Source organism: Cupriavidus sp. MEYA8, from assembly GCF_059278825.1.
In genome coordinates this window covers 1,130,892-1,157,234 of record NZ_CM181221.1, presented here as the reverse complement: position 1 = coordinate 1,157,234, position 26,343 = coordinate 1,130,892, and the positions used below count along the sequence as shown (strand labels likewise).

At 68.1% G+C, this 26,343-nt stretch carries 25 protein-coding genes; 7 read left to right on the top strand and 18 right to left on the bottom strand.

The genetic code is table 11. From position 1 onward, the window contains the following. Positions 1-61: 61 nt before the first annotated feature. From AC5WJ1_RS05345 to edd, 3 genes are all read right to left on the bottom strand, one after another. On the bottom strand, positions 62-1,537 hold the full coding sequence (locus AC5WJ1_RS05345) for a circularly permuted type 2 ATP-grasp protein (RefSeq protein ID WP_133097526.1): 1,476 nt from the start codon (positions 1,535-1,537) through the stop codon (positions 62-64). 322 nt (positions 1,538-1,859) lie between these two features. After that, positions 1,860-2,345, bottom strand: coding sequence for a gluconokinase (locus AC5WJ1_RS05340; protein ID WP_195429611.1), 486 nt, complete (start codon positions 2,343-2,345; stop codon positions 1,860-1,862). Between the two features lie 54 nt (positions 2,346-2,399). Continuing rightward, a complete protein-coding gene (gene edd, locus AC5WJ1_RS05335; RefSeq protein ID WP_135704945.1) occupies positions 2,400-4,295 on the bottom strand; it encodes a phosphogluconate dehydratase in 1,896 nt (631 codons plus the stop codon). Positions 4,296-4,550: 255 nt separating this feature from the next. Here edd and AC5WJ1_RS05330 point away from each other — a divergent pair, with 255 nt between their 5' ends. Further along, a complete protein-coding gene (locus tag AC5WJ1_RS05330) occupies positions 4,551-5,501 on the top strand; it encodes a MurR/RpiR family transcriptional regulator (protein ID WP_135704944.1) in 951 nt (316 codons plus the stop codon). On the opposite strand, the gene AC5WJ1_RS05325 is transcribed toward AC5WJ1_RS05330, so the two are convergent. From AC5WJ1_RS05325 to AC5WJ1_RS05310, 4 genes are all read right to left on the bottom strand, one after another. Beyond that, a complete protein-coding gene (locus AC5WJ1_RS05325; RefSeq protein WP_135704943.1) occupies positions 5,498-7,936 on the bottom strand; it encodes a DNA internalization-related competence protein ComEC/Rec2 in 2,439 nt (812 codons plus the stop codon). The two genes, AC5WJ1_RS05330 and AC5WJ1_RS05325, sit on opposite strands and share 4 nt — an antisense overlap. Positions 7,937-8,007: 71 nt before the next feature. Continuing rightward, complete coding sequence (locus AC5WJ1_RS05320; protein WP_494476390.1) at positions 8,008-8,859, bottom strand: TatD family hydrolase; 852 nt, start codon at positions 8,857-8,859, stop codon at positions 8,008-8,010. Positions 8,860-8,881: 22 nt separating this feature from the next. Continuing rightward, positions 8,882-9,622, bottom strand: a complete 741-nt coding sequence (gene lolD / locus AC5WJ1_RS05315; protein WP_133097574.1) for a lipoprotein-releasing ABC transporter ATP-binding protein LolD — start codon at positions 9,620-9,622, stop codon at positions 8,882-8,884. Further along, positions 9,615-10,865, bottom strand: a complete 1,251-nt coding sequence (locus AC5WJ1_RS05310; protein WP_195429626.1) for a lipoprotein-releasing ABC transporter permease subunit — start codon at positions 10,863-10,865, stop codon at positions 9,615-9,617. Before AC5WJ1_RS05310 ends, lolD begins: the two co-directional genes overlap by 8 nt. Before the next feature lie 146 nt (positions 10,866-11,011). Here AC5WJ1_RS05310 and AC5WJ1_RS05305 point away from each other — a divergent pair, with 146 nt between their 5' ends. Together AC5WJ1_RS05305 and recJ are read left to right on the top strand one after the other, a co-directional pair. Next, positions 11,012-12,118, top strand: coding sequence for a hypothetical protein (locus AC5WJ1_RS05305; RefSeq protein WP_494476389.1), 1,107 nt, complete (start codon positions 11,012-11,014; stop codon positions 12,116-12,118). Between the two features lie 52 nt (positions 12,119-12,170). Then, entirely contained in the window at positions 12,171-13,877 is a 1,707-nt protein-coding gene (gene recJ / locus AC5WJ1_RS05300; RefSeq protein WP_135704939.1) for a single-stranded-DNA-specific exonuclease RecJ, read from the top strand. A gap of 27 nt (positions 13,878-13,904) precedes the next feature. On the opposite strand, the gene AC5WJ1_RS05295 is transcribed toward recJ, so the two are convergent. After that, positions 13,905-14,636: a peptidoglycan DD-metalloendopeptidase family protein gene (locus AC5WJ1_RS05295; RefSeq protein ID WP_135704938.1), complete on the bottom strand. Its 732-nt coding sequence runs from the start codon at positions 14,634-14,636 to the stop codon at positions 13,905-13,907. A 204-nt stretch (positions 14,637-14,840) separates the two neighbouring features. Between AC5WJ1_RS05295 and prfB the strand changes: the two genes are divergently transcribed. The 4 genes from prfB (at position 14,841) to AC5WJ1_RS05275 (ending at position 19,453) form a co-directional block, all read left to right on the top strand. Continuing rightward, a protein-coding gene (prfB, locus tag AC5WJ1_RS05290) for a peptide chain release factor 2 (protein ID WP_135704937.1) occupies positions 14,841-15,945 on the top strand; the annotation gives its coding sequence in 2 pieces (ribosomal slippage) (positions 14,841-14,921 and positions 14,923-15,945; 1,104 coding nt in all). Between the two features lie 130 nt (positions 15,946-16,075). Next, on the top strand, positions 16,076-16,834 hold the full coding sequence (locus AC5WJ1_RS05285) for an SDR family oxidoreductase (protein WP_133097580.1): 759 nt from the start codon (positions 16,076-16,078) through the stop codon (positions 16,832-16,834). A 51-nt stretch (positions 16,835-16,885) separates the two neighbouring features. Beyond that, entirely contained in the window at positions 16,886-18,442 is a 1,557-nt protein-coding gene (gene lysS / locus AC5WJ1_RS05280; protein WP_494476388.1) for a lysine--tRNA ligase, read from the top strand. A gap of 237 nt (positions 18,443-18,679) precedes the next feature. Continuing rightward, positions 18,680-19,453 carry a glycine zipper 2TM domain-containing protein gene (locus tag AC5WJ1_RS05275; protein WP_494476387.1) on the top strand — a complete coding sequence of 258 codons (774 nt, stop codon included), beginning with the start codon at positions 18,680-18,682 and terminating at the stop codon, positions 19,451-19,453. 78 nt (positions 19,454-19,531) lie between these two features. Here AC5WJ1_RS05275 and iscX read toward each other — a convergent pair whose 3' ends face one another. From iscX to AC5WJ1_RS05225, 10 genes are all read right to left on the bottom strand, one after another. Further along, complete coding sequence (gene iscX, locus AC5WJ1_RS05270) at positions 19,532-19,726, bottom strand: Fe-S cluster assembly protein IscX (RefSeq protein ID WP_133097583.1); 195 nt, start codon at positions 19,724-19,726, stop codon at positions 19,532-19,534. A 34-nt stretch (positions 19,727-19,760) separates the two neighbouring features. Beyond that, the gene (gene fdx / locus AC5WJ1_RS05265) at positions 19,761-20,099 is read right to left on the bottom strand and encodes an ISC system 2Fe-2S type ferredoxin (protein ID WP_111519648.1); all 339 of its coding nucleotides are present in this window, start codon (positions 20,097-20,099) and stop codon (positions 19,761-19,763) included. A 40-nt stretch (positions 20,100-20,139) separates the two neighbouring features. Further along, the gene (gene hscA, locus AC5WJ1_RS05260) at positions 20,140-22,005 is read right to left on the bottom strand and encodes a Fe-S protein assembly chaperone HscA (RefSeq protein ID WP_133097584.1); all 1,866 of its coding nucleotides are present in this window, start codon (positions 22,003-22,005) and stop codon (positions 20,140-20,142) included. 107 nt (positions 22,006-22,112) lie between these two features. Next, positions 22,113-22,631 (bottom strand): Fe-S protein assembly co-chaperone HscB, encoded by a 519-nt coding sequence (gene hscB / locus AC5WJ1_RS05255; protein ID WP_133097585.1) that lies wholly within the window; start codon positions 22,629-22,631, stop codon positions 22,113-22,115. Between the two features lie 55 nt (positions 22,632-22,686). Further along, positions 22,687-22,926, bottom strand: a complete 240-nt coding sequence (locus AC5WJ1_RS05250) for a DUF3565 domain-containing protein (protein ID WP_135704934.1) — start codon at positions 22,924-22,926, stop codon at positions 22,687-22,689. 22 nt (positions 22,927-22,948) lie between these two features. Then, positions 22,949-23,269 (bottom strand): iron-sulfur cluster assembly protein IscA, encoded by a 321-nt coding sequence (gene iscA, locus AC5WJ1_RS05245; protein WP_010809024.1) that lies wholly within the window; start codon positions 23,267-23,269, stop codon positions 22,949-22,951. Between the two features lie 41 nt (positions 23,270-23,310). Further along, the gene (gene iscU / locus AC5WJ1_RS05240) at positions 23,311-23,709 is read right to left on the bottom strand and encodes a Fe-S cluster assembly scaffold IscU (RefSeq protein WP_010809025.1); all 399 of its coding nucleotides are present in this window, start codon (positions 23,707-23,709) and stop codon (positions 23,311-23,313) included. 66 nt (positions 23,710-23,775) lie between these two features. Further along, entirely contained in the window at positions 23,776-24,999 is a 1,224-nt protein-coding gene (locus tag AC5WJ1_RS05235) for an IscS subfamily cysteine desulfurase (RefSeq protein ID WP_276609610.1), read from the bottom strand. Between the two features lie 67 nt (positions 25,000-25,066). After that, positions 25,067-25,621, bottom strand: a complete 555-nt coding sequence (iscR, locus tag AC5WJ1_RS05230) for a Fe-S cluster assembly transcriptional regulator IscR (RefSeq protein WP_063238406.1) — start codon at positions 25,619-25,621, stop codon at positions 25,067-25,069. 172 nt (positions 25,622-25,793) lie between these two features. After that, on the bottom strand, positions 25,794-26,282 hold the full coding sequence (locus AC5WJ1_RS05225; RefSeq protein WP_133097589.1) for a low molecular weight protein-tyrosine-phosphatase: 489 nt from the start codon (positions 26,280-26,282) through the stop codon (positions 25,794-25,796). Between the last annotated feature and the right edge of the window lie 61 nt (positions 26,283-26,343).

Here is a 26,343-nt window from a genome sequence, read left to right as displayed (position 1 = left end):
GCAGCGGCGGTGTTGATCGCGGTGTTGCTCGCGGTCTTGATCGCGTGAGGGGCTGTCGTCGTCATCGTTCGAGCACCCAGGTGTCCTTGGTGCCGCCCCCTTGCGAGGAATTGACCACCAGCGAGCCCTCGCGCAGCGCCACGCGCGTGAGCCCGCCGGGCACCATGCGCACCTCCTTGCCCGACAGCACGAACGGGCGCAGGTCGATATGGCGCGGGGCGATGCCCGACTCCACATAGGTCGGGCAGGTCGACAGCGCCAGCGTCGGCTGCGCGATGTACTGCTCGGGCCTGGCCTTGACCACCTCGCGGAAGGCATCGATCTCGGCGCGCGTCGCGGCCGGACCCACCAGCATGCCGTAGCCGCCGGCGCCGTGGGTTTCCTTGACTACCAGCTCTTGCATATGGTCGAGCACGTACTGCAGGTCGTCGGGACGCCGGCACATGTAGGTGGGTACGTTGTTGAGGATGACCTCTTCGCCGAGGTAGAAGCGGATCATGTCGGGCACGTACGGATAGATCGACTTGTCGTCCGCCACGCCGGTGCCGATCGCATTGCAGATGGTCACGTTGCCGGCACGGTAGACCGACAGCAGCCCGGCCGCGCCAAGCGCGGAATCGTGCCGGAACACCAGCGGGTCGAGGAAGTCGTCGTCGACGCGCCGGTAGATCACGTCGATGCGCTGCGGCCCCTGCGTGGTGCGCATGAACAGGTGGTCGTCCTCGACGAACAGGTCGCTGCCTTCGACCAGTTCAACGCCCATCTGCTGCGCCAGGAAGGCGTGCTCGAAGTACGCCGAGTTATACATGCCCGGAGTCAGCACCACCACCGTGGGATCGGCGATCGCCTGCGGCGATACGCCGCGCAGCATGTCGAGCAGCAGGTCGGGATAGTGCGCCACCGGCGCGACGCGGTTGCGTGCGAACAGGTCCGGGAACAGCCGCATCATCATCTTGCGGTTTTCCAGCATGTACGACACGCCGGAGGGCACGCGCAGGTTGTCTTCCAGCACGTAGAACTCGCCCTCGCCGGCACGCACCACGTCGATGCCGGCCACGTGCGCATAGATGTCGTGCGGCACGGTGACGCCGAGCATCTCGGGTCGGTACTGGGCGTTGTTGTAGATCTGATCGGGCGGGATCACGCCGGCCCGGATGATGTCCTGGCCGTGGTAGATGTCGTGGATGAACCGGTTCAGCGCAGCCACGCGCTGGCGCAGGCCTTTTTCCAGCAGCGCCCATTCGCTGGCCGGGAAGATGCGCGGGATCACGTCGAACGGGATGGTGCGCTCGGTGCCGCTGTTGGCTTCGTCCTTGTCGCCATAGACGGCAAAGGTAATGCCCACGCGCCGGAAGATCAGGTCCGCCTCGGCCCGCTTGTTGTCCATGGTGCCGCCGGACTGCCGCGCCAGCCAGTCAGCGAAATGCCGGTAATGCGGGCGTACCGCCCCGTCGGGCAATGCCTGCCCTGCCTGGATGACCGTGGGCGCCCCGTCGGCGCGCCAGTCCAGCATCTCGTCGAAAAACCGCCCTGCCATGATGGCCGTTCCTCCATGTAGTGGGCGTCGGGTGCTGCCACTGCCCCGCATCCGGCCGCCCTGGTTTGACCTGGCTGTCCTGCCACAAGCCCGCCGCGTTATTGCCTCGGGGCCCGGGAGGGTCTCCGATGGCATTGGCGCGGCGATACTGTCGAGTCACTGGCCCTTTCAGCATACCTGTACCGGCGAAAGCCGCAAGCTGGCGAATCCTGGCCGGCACGGAAAGTGAGCTAGCAAGATGTCTGCCAGCGCACGCAAAAACGGCCGCCGGCGAGGCTGGCGGCCGTCATTGCGATGGCGCGGTGGATCGCGGGCGAAAGGCTCAGCGAGCGGAAGCCTGCAGGATGGTGTCCACCAGGACTTCGGGCGACTGGCGGATATCGAGCTCCAGCGCGTCGCGCGGCGCTTCCAGCGTATCGAACTGGCTCTGCAGCAGCTCGGGATTGAAGAAGTGGTCGCTGCGGGCGGACAGGCGCCCGGCGATCAGTGCGGCATCGCCCTTCATGTGGACGAAGGTCACGCCGCCGTCTGGCGGCGTGAGCCGGTCGCGGTACGCCTGGCGCAGGGCCGAGCAAGTGAACACGTGGGTCCGGCCTTCGGCGCGCGCCGTGTCGATGGCGGCGCGCATCGCCGCCAGCCAGGGCCAGCGGTCTTCGTCGGTCAGCGGGATGCCCGCGTGCATCTTGGCCTTGTTGGCCTCGCTGTGGAATTCGTCCGCGTCATGGAAGCCGCAGCCCAGGCGCTGCGCCAGCAGCTGGCCGACCGTGGTCTTGCCGCTGCCGGAAACGCCCATCAGGATATAGATCATGTCTGCTCCGTCGGTCTTGGTATCGTCTTGCTGTCGTGAGGCAGGTGCGCAAGGCTATTGTGCGACGGTTTGCGCCGCCACGGCAGCGGCGGATGCGCCTGGCGCGGCGCCGGCATCCGCTTCGGACAGGTCGAGTGCGCTGCCCCCCTCTTCCGCGATGCGCGCATGGCGCCGGAACGAGCCAAACAGGCCGCGCCCGAGGCTGAACCGGGCAAAATCGTCGGCCGGGGCCGGCGCCGGCTCGCGCGCCGCGAACTCGCCCTCGTCGCCCAGCCATTGCAGCACGCCGGCGACCGCGTCGACGCGGATGCGGTCGCCGTCGCGCACGCGGGCCAGCGCGCCGCCGGCCAGTGCCTCAGGGCCGACGTGGATCACCGCAGGCACCTTGCCCGACGCGCCCGACATGCGCCCGTCGGTCACCAGCGCCACCTTGTGGCCGGCGTCCTGCAGCGCGCCCAGCACCGGCGTCAGGCGGTGCAGCTCGGGCATGCCGTTGGCGTTCGGCCCCTGGAAGCGGACCACGGCGACCAGGTCGCCATTCAGTTCGCCGGCATCGAACGCGGCCTGCAGCGCTTCCTGCGCATCGAAGACGCGCACCGGCGCCTCAACCACGCGATGCTCGGGCGCCACGGCCGAGACCTTGATCACACCGCGGCCCAGGTTGCCCTGCATCAGCCGCAGCCCGCCTTCGGGCGAGAACGGCGCCGCGGCGCTGGCAACGACCTGGGCGTCGCCGCTTGCCGTCGCCCCCTCGCGCCATTGCAGCACGCTATCGCGCATCACCGGCTCCTGCGTGTAGCGCGCCAGGCCCGGGCCCGCGACGGTCTGCACGTCCTCATGCAGCAGCCCGGCCTGCAGCAGCTCGCGGATAATCAGCCCGGCCCCGCCGGCGGCATGGAAGTGGTTCACGTCGGCGGAGCCGTTCGGGTACACCCGCGCCAGCAGCGGCGTGATGCGCGACAGTCGGTCGAAGTCGTCCCAGTCGATGATGATGCCGGCGGCGCGCGCCATGGCCACCAGGTGGATGGTGTGGTTGGTCGAGCCGCCTGTCGCCAGCAGGCCGACCATGGCGTTGGCCACGGCGCGCTCGTCGACGATGCGCGCCAGCGGCAGGTAGTCGCTGCCGCGCGCACTCAGCGCAATCGCGCGCTGCGCCGCCGCGGCCGTCAGCGCATCGCGCAGGCCGCTGTCCGGGTGGACGAAGGCCGCGCCGGGCAGGTGCAGGCCCATGATCTCCATCAGGAACTGGTTGCTGTTGGCGGTGCCATAGAAGGTACAGGTGCCGGCCCCGTGGTAGGCCTGGCATTCGGCCTCGAGCAGCGCATCGCGGCCAACCTGGCCGGTGGCGTAAAGCTGGCGCACGCGCGCCTTCTCCTTGTTGGACAGGCCGGTGGCCATCGGGCCCGCCGGCACGAACACTACCGGCAGGTGGCCGAACTGCAGCGCGCCCATCAGCAGGCCCGGCACGATCTTGTCGCACACGCCCAGCATCAGCGCCGCATCGAAGGTGTTGTGCGACAACGCGATGGCCGTGCCCATGGCAATCGCATCGCGCGAGAACAGCGACAGCTCCATGCCGGCGTTGCCCTGCGTGATGCCATCGCACATCGCCGGCACGCCGCCCGCCACCTGCGCCACGGCCCCGACCGCGCGCGCGGCTTCGCGGATGACGCCGGGGTAGCGCTCATAGGGCTGGTGCGCCGACAGCATGTCGTTGTACGCGGTGACGATGCCGAGATTGGGCGCATGGTCGACGCGCAGCTTCAGCTTGTCGTTGGCTGGCAGTGCGGCGAAGCCGTGCGCCAGGTTGGCGCAGGACATGCCGCGCAGCGGTCCCAGCTCGGCTTGCGCACGCTCGCAGCGTGCAAGGTAGGCGGCACGGCTGGCGCGGCTGCGGGCAACGATGCGTTCGGTGACGGCCAACAGCTCGGCATGGACGGCAATGGGCATGGCGGAGGCGTTCCTTTTGTCGGGGCGTAGCACCAAAGCGGCGCGATCGCATGTAGATTTTCTACATTATTACCGATAGCAATGCCGCCGTCGACTGGATCATGCATCACAATGGCGCTCAATCTTGCTTGTTTTCCCACATCACGGGCAAACCCTGACAGCCAGGCGGGCACGATTTCGGGCACGATGCCTCGCCAACGGATGTAGAATCTCTACATTAGAGAATCCCGAACAACCTGATATCCGCCCGCCGCCATGCGCGACCGAATCCTTGCCGTCTACGACACGCTCCGCCCCTCCGAACGCCGACTGGCGGACTACGTCGCCGAGCACGGCGCCGCCGTGATCCGCCTGTCGATGCCCGAACTGGCCGAGCGCGCGGGCGTGTCGCAGCCCACCATCGCACGGTTCTGCGCCGCACTGGGCTACGACGGCTTCCGCGAGTTCAAGCTGCAATTCGCGCAGAACGTCGGCGGCGGCATGCCATTCGTGCACCAGGATGTGGACGCCCACGACCGCCCCGCCGACATCGCCGGCAAGGTGTTCGACCGCACCATCGCCACGCTGATGAGCGTGCGCAACGCGCTGTCGGCCGACCAGATCGAACACGGCATCCACCTGCTGGCGCGCGCCCGCCGCATCGAGTTCTACGGCTGCGGCAATTCCGGCATCGTCGCGCTCGACATCCAGCACAAGTTCTTCCGTCTCGGCATCCCGACCGTCGCCTATTCCGACCCGCATGTCTTCAGCATGTCCGCCGCGCTGCTCGGCGCCGGCGACGTGGCGGTGCTGGTGTCCAACAGCGGCCGCACCTGGGACATGCTGACTGCCGCCACGCTGGCGCGAAGCAGCGGCGCCAGCGTGCTGGCGATCACCCACAGCGGCTCGCCGCTGGCCAAGCTGGCCGACGTTTGCGTGTTTTCCGATGTCGAGGAAGACAGCGAGGTCTATACGCCGATGACCTCGCGCATCAGCCACCTGGTGCTTGGCGACGTGCTGGCCGCGGGCGTGGCACTGGAGCGCGCGGAAACGGTTGCCGCCGGGCTGCAGCGTGCCAAGGCCCACCTGCGCGAACGCCGCATCGCGGGCGCCGAGCCAGCACGCACGCTGCCGCCTGCCCGAGGCCGCGCCAAGCCCCAGCCGGCTGCCGCCGACGCGCAACCTGCCCCGGCGGCCACCCGCGCGCGACGCCGCAAGGCCCGCTAGCGCGGCGCATCCGGCCTGGTGCGCCAATAGCGCGGCTCAGCCTGCCGGAACACCGACAGCGTATAGCCCGCCGGCGCGGTGGCCATGGTCACCGCGCCGGTTTCGTCAGTGCGGTAGCGCGCGATGCCGGCGCGTCCATAGCGCTCCCACACGTCGGCGCGGGGGTGGCGGTAGCGGTTGGCATAGCCAAGCTGGAATACCGCCGCCCGGGGCCGCACCGCGTCCAGCCACGCTGCACCGGAAGAGGTGCCGCTGCCGTGGTGCGCCACCACCATCACGTCGGCATGCAGCGCTTCGGGCGGCAGCCTGTCGATCAGCGCGCGTTCTTCGGCCACGCCGATATCGCCGGTCAGCAACAGGCGATGCCGCGCGGTCGCCACGCTCAGCACACAGCTACGGGCGTTGCTGGCGATCGCCGCCTGTTGCGACTGCAATGGCAACGGATGCAGCACCGTGAAACGCACGCCGTCCCAGTCCCATTGCTGGCCGTCCGCGCACGGCGCCCAGCCGGATGCTGGCGGCCCGAGCAAGGCATGGTGCGGCGGCGCGCCGGTACTGCGCGCCGCTACGGCCACCGCCGCCGCCACGTCAGCCACACCACCGGCATGATCCGCGTCTTCATGGCTGACCATCAGCTGGTCGAGCCGGCCGAGACCCAGGCCGCGCAGCACCGGCACCACCACTTGCGCGCCCGCACTGGAGCCCGATGCATAGCCAGGGCCCGTGTCGTACAGCAGCGCATGCGTACGCGTCTGCACCAGCACCGCGGTCCCCTGCCCCACGTCGAGCATCACCGCACGGAACTCGCCATGCGCCACCGGCGGGCCGCGCGCCAATACGAGCGGCAACACCAGCAGGCCGCCATGCAGGCGCGCCGCGGCACTGGCAGGCGGCGCCAGCAACAGCGCGATCCCGAGCAGGGCGAGCAGCAGCGGCAAAGGCCCCGATGCCGGCGCCTCCCACATGGCCCACGGCAGGCCGGAAAGCCAACCCAGCAAGGCGGCCAGCCATACCATGGCCTGGTGCGCGACGGCCAGCAACGGCGTGGCCAGCATGGCCGGCGCGGCGGCGGCGGCCAGCGACAGTGGCGTCACCAGCAGGCTGACCACCGGGATCGCGATAGCATTGGCGAGCGGCGACACCACCGACACCTGCTGGAACAGCAACAGCGTCAGCGGCACCAGCCCGGCTGTGACCGCCCATTGCGTGCGCGCCGCGGCGGCAAGCGTGGCACGCATGCGTTGCCAGCGAGTTTCCGGCGCGCCATGCCCGGACCGGGCAGCGTAGAAGATCACCGCCACCGCGCCGAAAGACAGCCAGAAGCCCGGCGACATCACCGCCCACGGATCCAGCAGCAACGCCGCCAGTGCCGCACAAGCCAGCACCACCGACGCCGGCGGTGCCCGCCCACTCCACACCGCCAGTGCGGCCACGCATAGCATCGCCACCGTGCGCAACGCGGGCACCTGCATCCCGGCCAGCAGCCCGTATGTCACCGCACCGGCTACCGCCGTCACCAGGGCCGCGTGCCTGGCCGGCAGCCACAGGGGCAGCGGCCGGCGCAGCCGGCGCCCCAGCCCGAACGAATGCCGCCACAGCATGCCGGCGAACGACCCCGCCATGCCAGCGATCATGGTGATGTGCAGGCCTGAAATGCTGACAAGGTGGCTGATGCCGGTACGCCGGAACAACTGCCAGTCTTCCGTATCGATGCCGCGCTGGTCGCCGATCACCAGCGCGACCAGCACCGGGCCATAGCGCGCATCATCCGGCAGCGCCGCGCGCAGGTGATCGCGCACTGCCGCGCGCCACGCTTCGATGCGCCATGCGAGCCGTTCCCGCGTTGCCTCCTGCGGCGGACCATGCGCGCGTCGTACGTAGCCCGTCGCGCCATAGCCCTGCGCCAGCAGCCAATAGGCATAGTCGAAGCCGAAGGGATTGGCCAGTCCGCGCGGGCGCCGCAGGCGTATGGTCAGGGTATAGCGCTGGCCGGGGTACAGGTCAGGCGGCGCGTCGCGCCAGTGGAGAAGCAGCCGGCCGGGCAACGTCAACCCTGGTTCGTCCGCCCCATCCGGCACGGTCTTCCCGACGGTGAAGGCAAAGCGGACGCCGCCCGCTGATTCGGACGGCAATCCGGAAACCACACCCTGCACGTCGAGATCGCGCGATTCGAGCGATGCGGGCAACCACTCCCGCAAGCGCATATCGGCGCGCCATGCCGCCCAGCAGAACGCGGCACCAACGGCCACCGCGGCCACGGCGGCCAGCACCAGTCCCCGCCATGCGGCACGCAGGCGCCTGCCACGCAGCAGCATCGCGATGGCCGCCAGCACCAGACCGGCAGCGGCCACGCGCACGACGTCCTGCCGCGGCAGCGTTGCCTGCTGCTGCAGCAGCCAGCATCCCGCGACGAACGCCACCACGAACACGCGCACGGCATCTCCCCGGCTGATTGCACACAGCCAGAGTTGTAACCGCACGATGCAGCGGAAAGCTTGTCAGCCTGTCAGGAAATCGTGGAAGTTGTGTGTGTGGCCGGCGCCATGGATTCGGCGAACGCAGCCAGCCGCGGCAGTGCCTCGACGGCATTGCGCCAGGTTGCCTGCGCCAGCGCCGCGGCATCGATGCCGCGCAGATCGCTCAGCACGCGCGCCACGCCGGCGACTTCGGCGGGGGTGTTGCGCACCTTGTGCTGCTCGCCGAACTGGTCGTCGGCAAGCCACGCGGGTGCGATATCGGGAGCGTCGGTTTCCAGCACCAGCGCCTCCAGCGGCATGTCCGTGGCCAGCCGCCGGATCTGGCGCGCGCGGCTGAAGGTCAGGTTGCCGCCGAAGCCAAGCTTGAAGCCCTGCTCGACAAAGCGCCGCGCCTGCTCATGGCTGCCGTTGAACGCATGGGCGATGCCGCGCTTCACGCCCAGCTTGCGCAACTGCGCGCCGACCTGGTCCTGCGACTTGCGCACATGCAGCAGCACCGGCAGGTCAAATTCGCGCGCGATCTTCAACTGTTCGGCATAGAGCCAGGCCTGGTGATTGCTATCGAGACCGGCGACAAAGAAATCGAGCCCGATCTCGCCAATGCCGACGAAGCGCGGATCGCCCATGCTGGCCGCCACCTCGCGCCGCAGCGCATCGATATCGGCCTGCCCGCTACCGGGCGAGCAGAGCGGATGGATGCCGAGTGCGTAGACACAGCGCGAGTCCTCGTGCGCCAGCTTGCGCACCGCCTCGAAATTCCACACCGCCACCGCCGGCACGACCATGCCGCGCACGCCGGCGGCCTCGGCCGCGTCGGCTACCTGGCGCCGGTCAGCGTCGAATTCGCGCGCGTCGAGATGGCAGTGGGTGTCGATCCACATGGTGCAATGCCGGGGGCCCGGCCTAGCGTTCCTGGTGCAGGTGGCCGTCGCGCAGCCGCAGCACGCGGTCGCAGCGGCCGGCCAGGTCGAGGTCGTGGGTGACGATGACGAAGCTGGTGCCGAGCGTGCGCGACAGTTCGAGCATCAGATCGTAGACGCCGCCGGCGGTATGGTCGTCGAGGTTGCCGGTCGGTTCGTCGGCCAGCACGCAGGCGGGTTGCCCCACCAGCGCGCGCGCGATCGCCACGCGCTGCCGCTCGCCGCCGGACAGCTCGCCCGGCCGGTGTTTGGAGCGGCCGCCCAGCCCCACGCGCTCCAGCATCGCCTGCGCCGTGCCGCGCGCATCGTGCTGCGTCATGCCGCGGATACGCATCGGCATCGCCACGTTGTCGAGCGCGGTGAATTCCGGCAGCAGGTGATGGAACTGGTAGACAAAGCCCAGCGAGCGGTTGCGCACCACATTGCGCTCGCGCTCGCGCAGCGCCGTGAACGGCTTGCCGAGCAGCGCAACGCGGCCCGAGTCGGGATTGTCGAGCCCGCCCAGCACATGCAGCAGCGTGCTCTTGCCCGAGCCGGACGCACCGACGATGGCGACCTTCTCGCCGGCATTGACGCGCACGTCCACGCCGCGCAGCACTTCGACATCGAGCCCGCCCTGGCGAAAACGCTTGGTCAGGCCCTCCGCCACCAGCACCGGCGAACCGGCGACCGCCTGGCCCGCCGCATTGGGGGCGGTATCCGCTTGCAGCACGGCTTCACTCATAGCGCAGCGCCTCCGCGGGGTTGACGCGGGCGGCACGCCAGCTGGGGTACAGCGTGGCCAGCGTGGCCAGCACGAAGGAAATGATGCCGATGGTGGCGATGTCGTTCACGCGGGGATCCGAAGGCAATTCACTGATGAAATAGATGTCGCGCGGCAGGAACTGCACGCTGAGCACGCGCTCGATAAACGGCACAATCACGTCGATATTGGTCGCGATCAGCGTACCGCCGGCCACGCCCAGGATGGTGCCGATAAAGCCGATGGCGACGCCCTGCACGATAAAGATCTTCATGATCGAGCGGGGCTGCGCGCCCATGGTGCGCAGGATGGCGATATCGGCCTGCTTGTCGGTCACGGTCATCACCAGCGTCGACACCAGGTTGAACGCGGCCACCGCGATGATCAGCGTCAGGATGATGAACATCATGCGCTTCTCGGTCTGCACCGCGGCGAACCAGTTGCGGTTCTGCTTGGACCAGTCGCGCAGGTACAGCTCGCCCGACATGGTGCCGGCGAGCTGCTGCGCCACCTGCGGCGCGCGCTGCATGTCCTGCAGCTTCAGCCGCACACCGGTAGGTCCGCTCAGGCGGAACAGCGTCTCGGCGTCATGCATGTTGACCAGCGCCAGCGCGCTGTCGAACTCGAAGTGGCCCGACGAGAAGATGCCGGTCACGGTGAACTGCTTGAGCCGCGGCAGCACGCCGGCCGGCGTGATGGTGCCCTGCGGCGCGACCAGCGTAACCTTGTCGCCGACCTGCACGCCCATGGCATTGGCCAGCTCGTTGCCCAGCGCGATGCCGAATTCGCCCGGCACCAGCGCGTTCATGCTGCCGGACTTGAACTGGCTGCCGATGTCCGAGACCTTGGGTTCCTGCGACGGCTCGACACCACGCAGCAGCACGCCGCGCACGGCATCGTCGCGGGTCAGCATGGCCTGCGCCGCCACATAGGGCGCGGCGCCGACCACTTCCTTGTTCTGCATCGCCTCGGCCGCGGTGTGCTGCCAGTCGGGCAGCGACGACGGGCCGATGACCTCGATATGCGCCAGCACCGACAGCATGCGGTCGCGCACTTCTTTCTGGAAGCCGTTCATCACCGACAGCACCACGATCAGCGCGGCCACGCCCAGGGCGATCCCGAACATCGAGATCATCGAGATAAACGAAATAAAGGTGTTGCGGCTGGCGCGCTTGCTGGCGCGGGTGTATCGCCAGCCGATCTGCCACTCGTAGGGAAAGTTCAAGAGGATTCCTGTTGTTTCGGGATATCGCCGCCGCCCTTTCAAGGGGCGCCGGCGGCACTCAGGGAGCCGTGGCGAACGCCTTCCACGATGCACGGAAGCGGCGCGGGACTGGCATCGACCAGCCGGAAGTTTACAATCTCGCCACCATGATGACGCACCTGACCCTGATTGTGCCCTTTTCCGTCCCGCCGGGCGCCGGCGACGACGGCCGTGACGACGTCATTCCCGGCGCGCTGCTGCGGCAGTTGGAGCTGCCAGCGCTCGGAAAGTTGCTGACGCGGGCCACGCCGGGCCCGCGCGAGCGGCACGACGACCCGTTCCTGCGCAGCCTGCCGCAGGAACGCTGGCTGGCCGCCAAGACGGGGCTCGACACAGGCCGGGTGCCGTCGGCGCCTTATATGCGGCTGGCCGACAGCAACGCAGCCGCCCCGGCGGCGGACGGCCAGTCCTGGGCCTGCCTGCAGCCGGTGCACATCCACGCGGCACGCGACCACCTGGTGCTGATGCCGCCGGCGCATCTCGGCATCCGGCCGGATGAGGCGGCCGCGCTGCACGCCGCCATCGAGCCGCTGCTGCAGGAATCCGGCATCGCGCTGCAGACGCCCTGCCCGGTACGCTGGTACCTTCCCGAGTCAGTGTTCGGCCCGCTGGAAGCGACCACGCCGCTGCGCGCGGCCGGGCGCAACATCGATATCTGGATGCAGGCCGGCGAGCGTGCGCGCGACTGGCGCCGGGTACAGAACGAGATCCAGATGACCTGGTTCGACCACCCGGTCAACCAGGCCCGCGAGGCGCGCGGCGAGCTGCCGGTGAACTCGGTCTGGCTGTATGGCGGCGGCACGCTGCAGGCCGTGCCCCGCCTGGCCGACACGGTACTGAGCGACGACCCGTTCCTGGCCGGGCTGGCGCTGGCCGCCGGCAGCCGCGTATTGCCCGTGCCAGCGGGATTGGCCGGCGTGGCGGCGCCCGGGGGATCGGCGTTGGCGATGCTGGAACTCGCCACCGAAGCCCATATCACGGAGGACTGGGGCCTGTGGATCGAGCGCATGCATGCGCTCGATGCCGACTGGTTCGCACCGGCGCTGGAGGCGCTGGCCGCAGGCGGCATCGGCGGCGTGACGCTGGTGCTGGGCGGCGAGAACCACTTTGCCGAGTTCACCGTGACCCGCGCCGACCTGCGCAAGTTCTGGCGCGGCATGGGCCAGCGCGGCGACTGGCGCGCGCTGCTGTCCGACCTCGCCTTTGCCGCCTGAACCTCGCCGAACGCCAGCCAACGACCCACCGCAAGAACAAGACCGCCCCGCCATGACCCGGATCGCCATCCGCACCTATTCCTCCGAACACGTCTCCACGCTGGCCGCCGCCGGACTGCATCCCACGCTGGCCCGCATCCTGGCCGCGCGCGGCGTGGCCCGCACCGCCGAGCTGGCGACCGACCTGCCTGAACTGGTGCCACCGGGCGCCATGAAGGGCATCGGCCATGCCGCCGCCTACCTGGCCGACGCCATCGCCGCCGGCAAGCGCCTGCTGATCGTCGCCGACTATGACTGCGACGGCGCCACCGCCTGCGCGGTCGGGGTGCGCGGACTGCGCATGCTGGGCGCGCGGGTCGAGTACATCGTCCCCAACCGCTTCGAGTACGGATACGGCCTGACGCCGGAGATCGTGGCGCTGGCGGCCAGGCAGCAGCCGGACGTGATCGTCACCGTCGACAACGGCATCGCCAGCGTCGACGGCGTGGCCGCGGCCAATGCGCTGGGGATCGACGTGGTGGTGACCGACCACCACCTGCCGGGCGCCGAACTGCCCGACGCGGCGGTGATCGTCAACCCGAACCAGCCGGGCTGCGAATTCCCGAGCAAGAACCTGGCGGGCGTGGGCGTGATGTTCTACGTGCTGCTGGCGCTGCGCGCCGAGCTGCGCCGGCGCGGCGTCTACACCCAGGCCACCCAGCCGCCGCTGCAGACGCTGCTCGACCTGGTGGCGCTGGGCACCGTCGCCGACGTGGTCAAGCTCGACACCAATAACCGCATCCTGGTGGCGCAGGGCCTGCGGCGGATGCGCGCGGGACGCATGCAGCCGGGCGTGGCGGCGCTGTTCCGCGCCGCGGGCCGCGAGGCGTCGCGTGCCAATACCTTCGACCTCGGCTTCGGGCTGGGCCCGCGCCTGAACGCGGCCGGCCGGCTGGCGGACATGTCGCTGGGCATCGAATGCCTGCTGACCGACGATGCCAACCGCGCCTGGGAAATCGCCCAGGAGCTCGACAGCATGAACCGCGAGCGGCGCGATATCGAGGCCGGCATGCAGCAGGAGGCCTTGCAGATCCTGGAGCAGCCCATGGCCGGTCTTGCCGGCCCGGATCCGTCGGCGCGCTTTACCGTCAGCGTGTTCAACGACACCTGGCACCAGGGCGTGATCGGCATCGTCGCATCGCGGCTCAAGGACAAGTACCACCGCCCCACCATCACCTTCGCGCCCGGCGATGAAGCCACCATCAAGGGCTCGGGCCGCTCGATCCCGGGCTTCCACCTGCGCGACGCGCTCGACCTGGTGTCCAAGCGCTGCCCCGGCATGATGGTCAAGTTCGGCGGCCATGCCATGGCGGCCGGCCTGACCGTGCGCGCCGAGCGTTTTGCCGAGTTCCAGGAAGCCTTCGAAGCGGTCGGCAAGGAATGGCTGACCGACGACCAGCTCGCGCGCGTGATCGAGACCGACGGCGATATCGAGGACCACTGCTTCAGCCCAGAATTCGTCACCCTGCTTGAGCAGCAGGTGTGGGGCCAGGGCTTCCCGGCACCGACCTTTTGCGGCGAGTTCGACGTGCTGCGCCAGAGCGTGCTCAAGGGCAAGCACCTGAAGCTGCAGCTCGGGCGCGGCAGCCAGCGCTTCGACGCGATCTGGTTCAACCACGCCGAATCGCTCGGGGCCAGCGCGCAGGTGGCCTACCGGCTCGACAACAACACCTTCAACGGGGTCACGCGCGTGCAACTGGTGATCGAGCACGCGCAATAGCGTGCCGGCCGGGGCATCGCCCCGGTCCTAGCCGCGCGCGGGGAGATAGGCCGCCGGATCGACCGGCTTGCCATTGGCGCGCACTTCGAAATGCAGTTCGCTGGCGCTGGCGCCCATGCGGCCCACGTCCTGCCCGGCCGCCACCGTGGTGCCCTCGCTGACCAGCGGCTGGTCCAGGTTGCCGTAGACGGTCAGCCAGTCGTCGTTGTGCTTGACGATCACCAGCATGCCGTAGCCGCGCAGGTTGCCCACATGGATGGCCCGGCCGGCCGCGGCGGCGCGCACCGTGCCGTTGGCCGGCACGGCAATGGTCAGGCCCTTGCTGGCGGGCGGCGAGTAGCGCGCGATGACGCGGCCGTCGGCCGGCCATTGCAGGCGGATGCTGCTGGCGGGCGGCCTTGACGCGCCGCTGTCGGCGCGTGGGGTATCGGTGACGGCCTGGCCGGTGCCGGTCGAGGCGGTCGAGCCGGCCGAGGCGGCGGCACTGCCGCCGGGCGGCCGCACGCGGATCAGCTGGCCCACTTCGATCTGGCTGGGGCTGGCGATGTCGCTGTTCCAGCGGGTCAGGTCGCGCACGGTGCGGCCGTGCTTGCGGGCGATCGAATAGAGCGTATCGCCGCGTTCCACGCGGTAATAGCCATCCGGCACGGGGCCGCCGGTGGTGCCGCAGCCGGCCGCGACCGCGGCGGCGGTGGCGGCCAGCAGCAGGCCCAGCGCGCGGCGCCGGCCTGCCTCGATGTCATGTCTGGTTTTCGTCATGCGTCCCTGTTTGTCTTCATGCCGGGGGGCGGCTTGCGAATGCGTATTATCGCCGCGTGCGCTGCCCGGCACCGCCGGATAGACCATCGCATGGCCTTTCCGTTCGCCGCGCGGCACGCCATGGCCGCCGCAAATGCCCGAATCCGCGACCGATCCCGGGCACCAATCCGCTATAATTCAAGGTTTTCGAAGCGCAGGAACATCATGGAAGCAGAACGCCTCAACGCCATCTCCAGTGCCATCTCCGATCTCCGTTCCCGGACGGAAGATCTACGGGGGTATCTTTGACTACGATGTCAAAGTAGGAAGGCTGGACGAAGTCAACGGCCTGCTGGAAGACCCGGACGTCTGGAACAACCCCAAGCGCGCCCAGGATCTCGGCAAGGAAAAGAAGGCCCTCGAGGGCGTGGTAAGCGTCCTCGGCAAGCTCACGGACGACCTTAGCGGTGCCGAGGAACTGTTCGAGCTCGCCAAGGAAGAAGGCGACGACGAGACCCTCGAATCGATCGAAACCGACGTCCAGGGCTTCGAGGAGATTGTGGCGGGCATGGAATTCCGCCGCATGTTCTCCGGCGAAATGGACCAGGCCAACGCCTTTATCGACATCCAGGCCGGCGCCGGCGGCACCGAAGCCTGCGACTGGGCCTCGATGCTGCTGCGCCAGTACCTGAAGTACTGCGAGCGCAAGGGCTTCAAGGCCGAGGTGCTGGAAGAGTCCGAAGGCGACGTGGCCGGCATCAAGAGCGCGACCATCAAGATCGAGGGCGAATACGCCTTCGGCTACCTGCGTACCGAGACCGGCGTGCACCGCCTGGTGCGCAAGTCGCCGTTCGATTCGTCGGGCGGGCGCCATACCTCGTTCTCGTCGGTGTTCGTCTACCCCGAGGTGGACGACTCGTTCGAAGTGGAAGTCAACCCGGCCGACCTGCGCGTGGACACGTACCGCGCTTCGGGCGCCGGCGGCCAGCACATCAACAAGACCGATTCGGCCGTGCGGATCACGCACATCCCGACCGGCATCGTGGTGCAGTGCCAGAACGACCGCTCGCAGCACCGCAACCGTGCCGAGGCCATGTCGATGCTGAAGTCGCGCCTGTACGAGCACGAGATGCGCAAGCGCCAGGCCGAGGCCGACAAGCTGGAAGCCGGCAAGACCGACGTGGGCTGGGGCCACCAGATCCGCTCCTACGTGCTGGACCAGAGCCGCATCAAGGACCTGCGCACCAACGTGGAAATGTCCAATACCCAGAAGGTGCTGGACGGCGACCTGGACCCGTTCATCGAGGCCAGCCTCAAGCAGGGACTGTAAGGCAACGACCGTTGTCCGCGCCGCCCGCCCTGCCGGCGCGGCCGGCGGCGGCACAGCAATCCATCCAACGCTGTACCGCCGCCCGCGCCGCACCGCACGGCGGCAGGGCGACATCTCCGACCGGGGCACCATGAGCGAAGCCAATCACCTCTACATCATCACCGGCGCCTCGCGCGGCCTGGGCGCGGCACTGACCAACGCCCTGCTCGTGCCGGGCAACCGCCTGATCTGCGTGGCGCGCAGCCGCAACAACGAGCTGGAGCGCATCGCCACCATGAGCGGCGTGCCGGTGGCCTGGCACCTGCAGGACCTGTCCCAGGCCGGCCCCGCGGCCACCTGGCTGGCCAGCGTGATCGATACCCTCGACCAGCCGCCGGCCAGCGCCACGCTGATCTTGAACGCCGGCGTGGTCGAGCCGATCGGCCCGGTCTCGCGCCTGCAGGAAAGCACGCTGGTACCGCACTTGCTGACCAACCTCGCGGCGCCGATGACGATGACCGCTGCGTTCCTGGAGCGCACCGAGAAGTTCGACTGCCCGCGCAAGGTGCTGGCGATCTCTTCCGGCGCGGCACGCCGCCCGATCGAGGGCTGGAGCGCCTACTGCGCCGGCAAGGCGGGCCTGGACATGTTCATGCGCTCGGTCAACGCCGAGTACGCGCAGGCACCGGCACCGCGCACCGTGCGCGCGGTGGCGCTGGCGCCGGGCGTGATCGATACCGGCATGCAGAACGTGATCCGCAACGCCGACTTTGCCCAGGTCCAGCGCTTCCGCGACCTGAAGGCGAACGAGCAGCTCGCTTCCGCCGAGGAAACCGCGGGCCGCATCGTCGCCTACCTGCACCGCCCGGATTTCGGCAGCACCGAGCTGGACGATCTCCGCAATTACTGAAGCCATACTGATCCCGCGCGCGGCCCGCCGCGTGCGACGCTAGAAGACATCATGACCGAACCGAATCACGCCCAGGCCAAGTCGCAGGCCAAGCCAGCCGCCGCGGACACGCCCGCCGTCGACGAGAACAAGATCATCGCGGAGCGGCGCGAGAAGCTGGCCGCGCTGCGCCAGCAAGGCGTGGCCTTCCCCAACGATTTCCGCCCCACGCACCAGGCCGCCGCGCTGCACGCGCAGTATGGCGAGACCGACCAGGCCGCGCTCGAAGCCAGCCCGGTCGAGGTCGCGATCGCCGGCCGCATGATGCTCAAGCGCGTGATGGGCAAGGCCAGTTTCGCCACCGTGCAGGACGGCAGCGGCCAGATCCAGTTCTACATCACCCGCGACAAGGTCGGCGAAGAGGTCTACGCCGCCTTCAAGCACTGGGACCTGGGCGACATCATCAGTGCCCGCGGCGAGCTGTTCCGCACCAACAAGGGCGAGCTGTCGGTGCAGGTGCGCGAGCTGCGCCTGCTGTCCAAGTCGCTGCGTCCGCTGCCGGACAAGTTCCACGGCCTCGCCGACCAGGAGATGAAGTACCGCCAGCGCTATGTCGACCTGATCGTGTCGCCGGAAACGCGCAACACCTTCCGTGCCCGCACCAACGCGATTTCGTCGCTGCGCCGCCATATGGCCGACGCCGGCTTCATGGAAGTGGAAACGCCGATGCTGCACCCGATCCCGGGCGGCGCCGCGGCCAAGCCGTTCATCACGCACCACAACGCGCTGGACATGCAGATGTTCATGCGCATCGCGCCCGAGCTGTACCTGAAGCGCCTGGTCGTCGGCGGCTTCGAGCGCGTGTTCGAGATCAACCGCAACTTCCGCAACGAGGGGGTGAGCCCGCGCCACAACCCCGAGTTCACCATGATGGAGTTCTACGCGGCCTACACGGACTACCGCTGGCTGATGGACTTCACCGAAGACCTGATCCGCAAGGCTGCGATCGACGCGCGCGGCAGCGCCGTGCTGACCTACCAGGACCGCGAGCTCGACCTGTCGAAGCCGTTCCATCGCCTGACCATCTGCCAGGCGATCCAGAAGTTCGCGCCGCAGTACACCGACGCGCAACTGGCCGATGCCGAGTTCCTGCGCGTCGAGCTGAAGAAGTTCGGCGTCAACACCAACGCGCCGCAGTTCCTCAATGCCGGGCTGGGCACGCTGCAGCTGGTGCTGTTCGAGGAAACCGCCGAGAGCCAGCTGTGGGAGCCGACCTTCATCGTCGACTACCCGGTCGAGGTCTCGCCGCTGGCGCGCGCTTCGGACACGGTGCCGGGCATCACCGAGCGATTCGAGCTGTTCATCACCGGCCGCGAGATCGCCAACGGCTTCTCGGAGCTGAATGATGCCGAGGACCAGGCCGACCGCTTCCGCAAGCAGGTCGAGCAGAAGGATGCCGGCGACGAGGAGGCGATGTATTTCGACGCCGACTATATCCGCGCGCTGGAATACGGCATGCCCCCGACGGGCGGCTGCGGCATCGGCATCGATCGCCTGGTGATGCTGCTGACGGATAGCCCGAATATCCGCGACGTCATCCTGTTCCCGCACCTGCGCAAGGAAGACTGACGGTTTGCTCCCTCTCCCGCAAGCGGGAGAGGGAGCAAACAAGCGGTAGGTCAAGACACGCCGCACGGGCCATCCTCTGTTACAGCCCCACCTCCCCGCCGCACCAAGCCACGCCCAACTCATTGATACAAAAGGCCTTTTCCGCCTACATATATTTACAAAAACAAACGGAAAACGCCCTCCGCTTCCGCCAAACTGGTTCCATCCCATCGCGGCCATCGCCGCACCGGAGCCACAATGCAGAGCCAAGCCACTTCGCACGACCACACCCCCACACCGCTGCAGCCGCTGCCGCCGCAGCGCCGGCTGCATCCGCTGATCGGCGCGGCAGCCGTGGCCGTGGTCATTGCCAGCCTGACCGCCGTCGCCGCCGTCACCGGCGTGCTGCCGCTCGGCAAGGCCGACCCTGATCTGCACGCACCGCAAAGCCAGCAAGCTGCACAGGCGCCGCAAGGGCCTTTGCCGGTCACCACGCAGACCGCCCCGCCGCCAGGCAGTACTACGCGTCCGCCTGTCTACGACGACGGCCAGCCCGCGCAATCGCGCCAGAACGCCACTTCCTCGCAGCCGACGCAAGCGGCACCGCGCACCCCTCCCGCGCGCCAGGCCGCCCAGCGCGATAGCGAGCCCCGCGCCAGCCAGAGCGCCGCCACCGAGCGCCCGGCCGCCAAGGGCAGCCCATATGCCGGCCGCATCGTCGCCGTCACGCCGATAGAGACCCAGAAGCCCAACACCAGCGGCCTGGGCGCGCTCGGCGGCGCCGTGGTGGGCGGGCTGCTGGGCAACCAGGTGGGCAAGGGCAATGGCCGCATCGTCGGCACGGTTGTCGGCGCGGTGGGCGGCGGCGTCGCAGGCAACCAGATCGAAAAGGCCGTGAGCAAGGACACCCACTATCAGGTGCGCGTCCGCATGGATGACGGCAGCCACCGCACCTTCACGTATGAGCAGGACCCCGCGGTGCAGGTCGGCGAGCGCGTGCACATGGAAAACGGTGCGCTGGTGCGAGGCTGACCCTCCAAATTCGCGCTGCACCAATGCAAAAGGCCGGCGATCACGCCGGCCTTTCTGCTTCATTCCGATACCGAGAGCTTATTCCGCTTCCTGGATCCAAGCTTGCTGGATCGCCTCCAGGATCTTCTCGCCCGAACGCGCCGGATCGTCGGCGAAGCCGTCGAGCTCCAGCACCCAGCTGCGCAGGTCGGTAAAGCGCACGCCGGCCGGGTCGACGTCAGGATACTTGTCGTACAGCGCGGCGGCGATATCGTAGGTATCGGTCCACTTCATGGGTTCGTTCTCCGCTGAGATCTGTGCCGGCGGCTCAGTGGCCTTCCTTGGCGTGGTTGATGGTGTACTTGGGAATCTCGACGGTCAGGTCTTCCTCGTCGACGATGGCCTGGCACGACAGGCGCGAATTCGGCTCCAGGCCCCAGGCCTTGTCGAGCAGGTCCTCTTCCTTCTCCTCGGCCTCGTTGAGCGAATCGAAGCCTTCGCGCACGATCACGTGGCAAGTGGTGCAGGCACAGGATTTCTCGCACGCGTGCTCGAGCTCGATACCGTGGGAAAGCAGCGAGTCGAGGACGCTGACGCCCTTCTCGGCTTCGATCACCTTCCCTTCCGGGCAGTATTCGACGTGGGGCAAAACAATGATCTGTGGCATGTCGTTTCCTGGGTTCTGTAGTGCGGTGCAGGCGCGGTGATCAGCCCAGTTCCTGTACCTTGCGCCCGGCCAGCGCGCTCTTGATCGAGCGGTCCATGCGGCGGGCGGCGAATTCATCGGTGCCGTGCGACAGTTTTTCCACCGTGGCGCGGATCGCCAGGTGATCTTCACCCCTGGCGATCTCGCGCACGCCGGCGATCAGCGCTTCGACCTGTGCGCGCTCCTCGGCCGACAGCAAGTCGCCATCGGTCTGCAGCGCACGCTCGGTGGCCTCGACCAGGCGGTCGGCCTCGACACGTTCCTCGGCCAGCGCACGGCTCTTCATGTCGTGCTCGGCTTCGCGGAAGCTGTCCTGCAGCATGCGCGCGATATCGTCGTCGGCCAGCCCGTACGACGGCTTGACCGTCACCGAGGCTTCCACGCCCGAATGCGTCTCGCGCGCGGTCACCGACAGCAGGCCGTCGGCGTCGACCTGGTAGGTCACGCGGATGCGCGCCGCGCCAGCCACCATCGGCGGGATGCCGCGCAGCTCGAAGCGCGCCAGCGAGCGGCAGTCACTGGCCAGCTCGCGCTCGCCCTGCAGCACGTGGATCGCCATCGCAGTCTGGCCGTCCTTGAAGGTGGTGAACTCCTGCGCACGCGCCACCGGGATGGTGCTGTTGCGCGGGATGATCTTCTCGACCAGCCCGCCCATGGTCTCGACGCCCAGCGACAGCGGGATCACGTCGAGCAGCAGCCAGTCTTCGCCCGGCGCATGGTTGCCGGCCAGCAGGTTGGCCTGCATCGCGGCGCCCAGCGCCACCACGCGGTCGGGGTCGAGATTGGTCAGCGGGGTCTGGCCGAAGTAGTCGCCGACCGCCTTGCGGATCGACGGCATGCGCGTGGCGCCACCGACCAGCACCACGCCCTTGACGTCGTCGGGCGTCACGCCGGCGTCGCGCAGCGCCTTGCGCACCGGTGCCAGTGTCTTCTGCACCAGATTGGCGGTGATCTTCTCGAAGGTCTCGTCGGTCAGCGTCAGGTGGACGATCTCGCCGGAGTCGAGCACTGCGTCGATCACGGTGCTGTCCGCTTCCGACAGGGCTTCCTTGGCGGCGCGCGCGCGCACCATCAGCAGGCGCATGTCCTGCGCCGACAGCGGCTGCAGGCTGGCCTGCTCGACGATCCAGCACAGCAGCCGCTGGTCGAAGTCATCGCCGCCCAGCGCGGAATCGCCGCCGGTGGCCATCACTTCGAACACGCCGCGCGTGAGCTTGAGCACCGAGATATCGAAGGTGCCGCCGCCCAGGTCATAGACCGCGTAGACGCCTTCGGCGGCGTTGTCGAGGCCATAGGCAATGGCCGCGGCGGTGGGCTCGTTCAGCAGGCGCAGCACTTCCAGGCCGGCCAGGCGCGCGGCGTCCTTGGTCGCCTGGCGCTGTGCCTCATCGAAATAGGCCGGCACGGTGATGACCGCACCGACCAGGTCGTCGCCCAGCGTGTCTTCGGCACGCTGGCGCAGCGTGGCCAGGATCTCGGCCGAGATTTCCACCGGGCTTTTCACGCCCGCGGCGGTCTTGATCTGCACCATGCCCGGCGCATCGACGAAATCGTACGGGCTGTGCTCGATATTGGCCACGTCGCGCAGGCCGCGGCCCATGAAACGCTTGACCGAGACGATGGTGTTCTTGGGATCGCGCACCGCTTCGTCCTGGGCCCGGTAGCCGATATGCGCGGTACGGTCCGGCAGGTAGCGCACGACCGAAGGCAGCAGCGCGCGGCCGCGCTCGTCGCCCAGCACCTCGGGGATGCTGCTGCGTACCGCGGCCACCAGCGAGTTGGTGGTGCCGAGGTCGATGCCGACGGCCAGGCGGCGTTGGTGGGGCGCCGGCGACATGCCGGGTTCGGAAATCTGGAGCAGTGCCATGGTAATTCTTCGCTGTCTTGTACGGCATGGGAAACCGCCATGCGGGCGGCATGGGTGCGGTTTTCAAGCCGGGCGCCATTGTGTCACGGCCCCGGCAATCGTGCCGGTCAGTCTTCCAGCCGGTCGATAGCCTCGCTGGTATCGTGCTCGATCTTCTCGATAAACATCAGTTGGCGGACCGCGCCACCGGCGGCTTCGTTGTCGCCGGCGTCGAGCAGCGCGCCCATTGCGGCGTGGCGCTCGCGCTTTTCCCGGCGCAGCTCGCGCAGCAGCGCATCGAGGCGGTCCACGTCGCGCGCTTCCACCGCTTCCTGCAGTGCTTCACGCCACTCCATCTGCTGCATCAGGAAGGCGGGCGACATGGCGGTGTTGTTCTCCGCCTGCACGTCGACGCCGCGCAGCTTCAGCAGGTAGGTCGCGCGGCGCAGCGGCTGGCGCAGCGTGCGGTACGCTTCGTTGGCATGCGCGGCCCACTGCATGGCCACGCGGCGCTCGGCATCGCCGGCGTTGGCGAAGCGGTCCGGGTGCGCCTGCGACTGCACGGTGCGATAGGCCGCGTCCAGCGCGGCCTCGTCGACGCCGAACTGTGCCGGCAGGCCGAACAGCGCAAAAAAATCGTCTTTCAACTGCTTCCCCAAGAAAAAAGAGCGGCCGCGCCGCCCCTTCGTCCATTCGCCGCCATCACCGGCCGGCAGGCTGGCTGGCCCGCGCCAGCGCCCACTCCGCCGGCGCTTCATTGCGGTCGCACTTCAGGCAGTTCACCCGCGTGCCGATCATGCCGGCGCGGCCCTGCACGCTCTGCGTCCACGGCCGCAACTGCCACGGCGGATCGTGCCGGACGTGCTGGCCATGGCCGCAATCGAGTTCGGCCACCCAGTGGCCTTCCTCGTCCCGGTGGAACCCGGTGATGCTGCGCTCCACCGACGCTACCGCGATGTGCTGCTCAGACCGTGAAGGACTCGCCGCAGCCGCACTCGTCCTTGACGTTGGGGTTGTTGAAGCGGAACCCTTCATTCAACCCTTCGCGCGCATAGTCGAGCTCGGTGCCGTCGATATACGGCAGGCTCTTGGCGTCGACGATGACCTTGATGCCGTGCGACTCGAACACCGCGTCTTCCGGCAGCAGCTCGTCCACATACTCCAGCTTGTAGGCCAGGCCAGAGCAGCCGGTGGTCTTCACGCCCAGGCGCAGGCCCACGCCCTTGCCGCGGCGTTCCAGGTAGCGGGCGACGTGCTTGGCCGCCTTCTCGGTCATCGTGATCATCGTTGCGTCTTCCTTCGTGCTTCGCTTGTCGATCGACAGGATCAGGCGGCCTTCTGCTCGGCGCCGTGCTTCTTCTTGTAGTCTTCGACAGCGGCCTTGATCGCGTCTTCAGCCAGGATCGAGCAGTGGATCTTCACCGGCGGCAGCGCCAGTTCCTCGGCGATCTGGGTGTTCTTGATCTCCAGCGCCTGGTCCACGGTCTTGCCCTTGACCCACTCGGTCACCAGCGACGACGAGGCGATGGCCGAGCCGCAGCCATAGGTCTTGAACTTGGCGTCTTCGATCACGCCAGCCTCGTTGACCTTGATCTGCAGCTTCATCACGTCGCCGCAAGCCGGGGCGCCGACCATGCCGGTGCCGACCGCATCGTCGTTCTTGTCGAACGAACCGACGTTGCGGGGGTTTTCATAGTGGTCGAGAACCTTCGTGCTGTATGACATTTTGCTTACCTCTTGCGTATCTTTTGCGGGGGGTCTTGCTGTAATTTTTTCTGATCCGTCGGGCGCTCAGTGCGCGGCCCACTGGATCGAATTCAGGTCGACGCCGTCCTTGAACATTTCCCACAGCGGCGACAGGTCGCGCAGCTTGCCGATCTTCGACTTGAGCAGCTCGACGGTGAAGTCGATCTCCTGCTCGGTGGTGAAGCGGCCGACCGTGAAGCGGATCGAGCTGTGCGCCAGCTCATCGTTGCGGCCCAGCGCGCGCAGCACATACGACGGCTCCAGCGAGGCCGAGGTGCAGGCGGAGCCCGACGACACCGCCACGTCCTTGATCGCCATGATCAGCGACTCGCCCTCGACGAAGTTGAAGCTGACGTTCAGGTTGTGCGGCACACGGTGTTCCAGGTCGCCGTTCAGGTAGACCTCTTCCATGTCCGACAGGCCGTTCCAGAGGCGGTCGCGCAGCATGCGGATGCGTTCGTTCTCGGTGGCCATTTCCTCGCGGGCGATGCGGAAGGCTTCGCCCATGCCGACGATCTGGTGCGGGGCCAGCGTGCCCGAGCGCATGCCGCGCTCATGGCCGCCGCCGTGCATCTGCGCCTCGATGCGCACGCGCGGCTTGCGGCGCACGTACAGCGCGCCGATGCCCTTGGGGCCATAGGTCTTGTGGGCCGAGAACGACATCAGGTCGCACTTCAGCTTGTTCAGGTCGATCGCCACCTTGCCGGTCGCCTGTGCGGCGTCGCAGTGGAAGATGATGCCCTTCTCGCGGCAGATCTCGCCGATCTGCTCCACGTCCTGGATTACGCCGATCTCGTTGTTGACCAGCATCACCGACACCAGGATCGTGTCCGGGCGCAGTGCCTGCTTGAACACGTCCATGTCGAGCAGGCCGTTTTCCTTCACGTCCAGGTAGGTCACCTCGAAGCCCTGGCGCTCCAGTTCGCGCGTGGTGTCGAGCACGGCCTTGTGCTCGGTCTTCACGGTGATGATGTGCTTGCCCTTGCCCGAATAGAAGTTCGCGGCACCCTTGATCGCCAGGTTGTCCGATTCGGTCGCACCCGACGTCCACACGATCTCGCGCGGGTCGGCGCCGACCAGTGCGGCGACCTGCTCACGCGCTTCTTCCACCGCGCGCTCCGCGTCCCAGCCGTACGCATGGCTGCGCGAGGCGGGGTTGCCGAACTGCTCGCGCAGGTACGGAATCATCTTGTCCGCCACGCGCGGGTCCACCGGCGTGGTGGCCGAGTAATCCATGTAGATGGGGAAATGTGGGGTGCTCATCGTTATGACTGCCTTTTAGGGACCGCTGTATCGCTGATTACTGTCGTTGCCTGCCGCGTGCGTTGGTAGACGCTCAGGACTGCGCCAGGCTGAATACTGAATTCACCACCCTCGCCCGGACCGGCTTTTCCTGCTTGTCGGCCTTGCCGCGCGCGGCGGCGGCGGCCGGCTGCGCGGCTTCCTCGCGCATGTCGTGCAGCACCGCGGGTTGGCGGGCACGCTGCTGGTCGACCAAGTTCTTGAGGGAGACGGAGTCGAGGTACTCGACCATCTTCTGGTTCAGCGTTGCCCACAGTTCGTGGGTCATGCAACGCCCGGAGCCGTCATCTCCGTTACAATTACCCTTTCCGCCGCACTGGGTGGCGTCCAGCGGCTCGTCGACGGCGATGATGATGTCCGCCACCGTGACGTCTTCGGCCTTGCGCGCCAGGCTGTAGCCACCGCCCGGGCCGCGCACGCTTTCGACGATCTCATGCCGGCGCAGCTTGCCGAACAGCTGTTCCAGGTAGGACAGCGAGATCTTCTGGCGCTGGCTGATGCCGGCGAGCGTCACCGGTCCCTGATCCTGGCGCATGGCCAGGTCGATCATCGCAGTGACCGCGAAGCGGCCTTTGGTGGTCAGTCTCATGGTGCAGGGCTCTGGGGGGTAAAGCGAATACTTGATCGTTTCCGTCAAGTATAAAGGTACCCGACTAATTCAGTCAACTACCCTGCCGCAGCGCATCAAACCCCGCGCCCTCTTCCCGGCAGCCCTCGCCGGGCTTGCCGCACGCGGCGGCATGACCCGCGCCCGTGCCGGCTCAACCGGCGGCGGCCTGCAGGCGCTGGCGCAGCATCGCGACCAGCCCATCGCAGGCATCCTCGACATAGTCGAGCACGCGCTCGAAGCCGTCGCCCTCGCCGTAGTACGGATCGGGCACTTCTTCGGCATCGTGGCAAGTGGCGAAGCTCATCAGCAGGCGAAGCTTGTCACCGGCGCCGGGATGCAGCCGGGACAGGCCGGCGAGGTTTTCGCGGTCCATCGCCAGGATCAGGTCGAAGCGGTCGAAGTCAGGCAGGCCGACCTTGCGGGCGCGCAGCGCCGACAGGTCGTAACCGCGGCGCAGCGCGGCGCGCTGGGTGCGTGGATCGGGCGCACGGCCCAGGTGGTACTCATGGGTGCCGGCCGAGTCCAGTTCGACCAGCTGCTCCAGCCCGGCCACGGCGAGCTTGGCGCGCAGCACCCCCTCCGCCGTTGGCGAGCGGCAGATGTTGCCCATGCAACACATCAGAATGGCGTATTTCTTCATCGGTCGATCGACAGCGGGGCTGGAGAAAGCGCAGGCGCGGCCACGGCACGGCGGCGCTCAA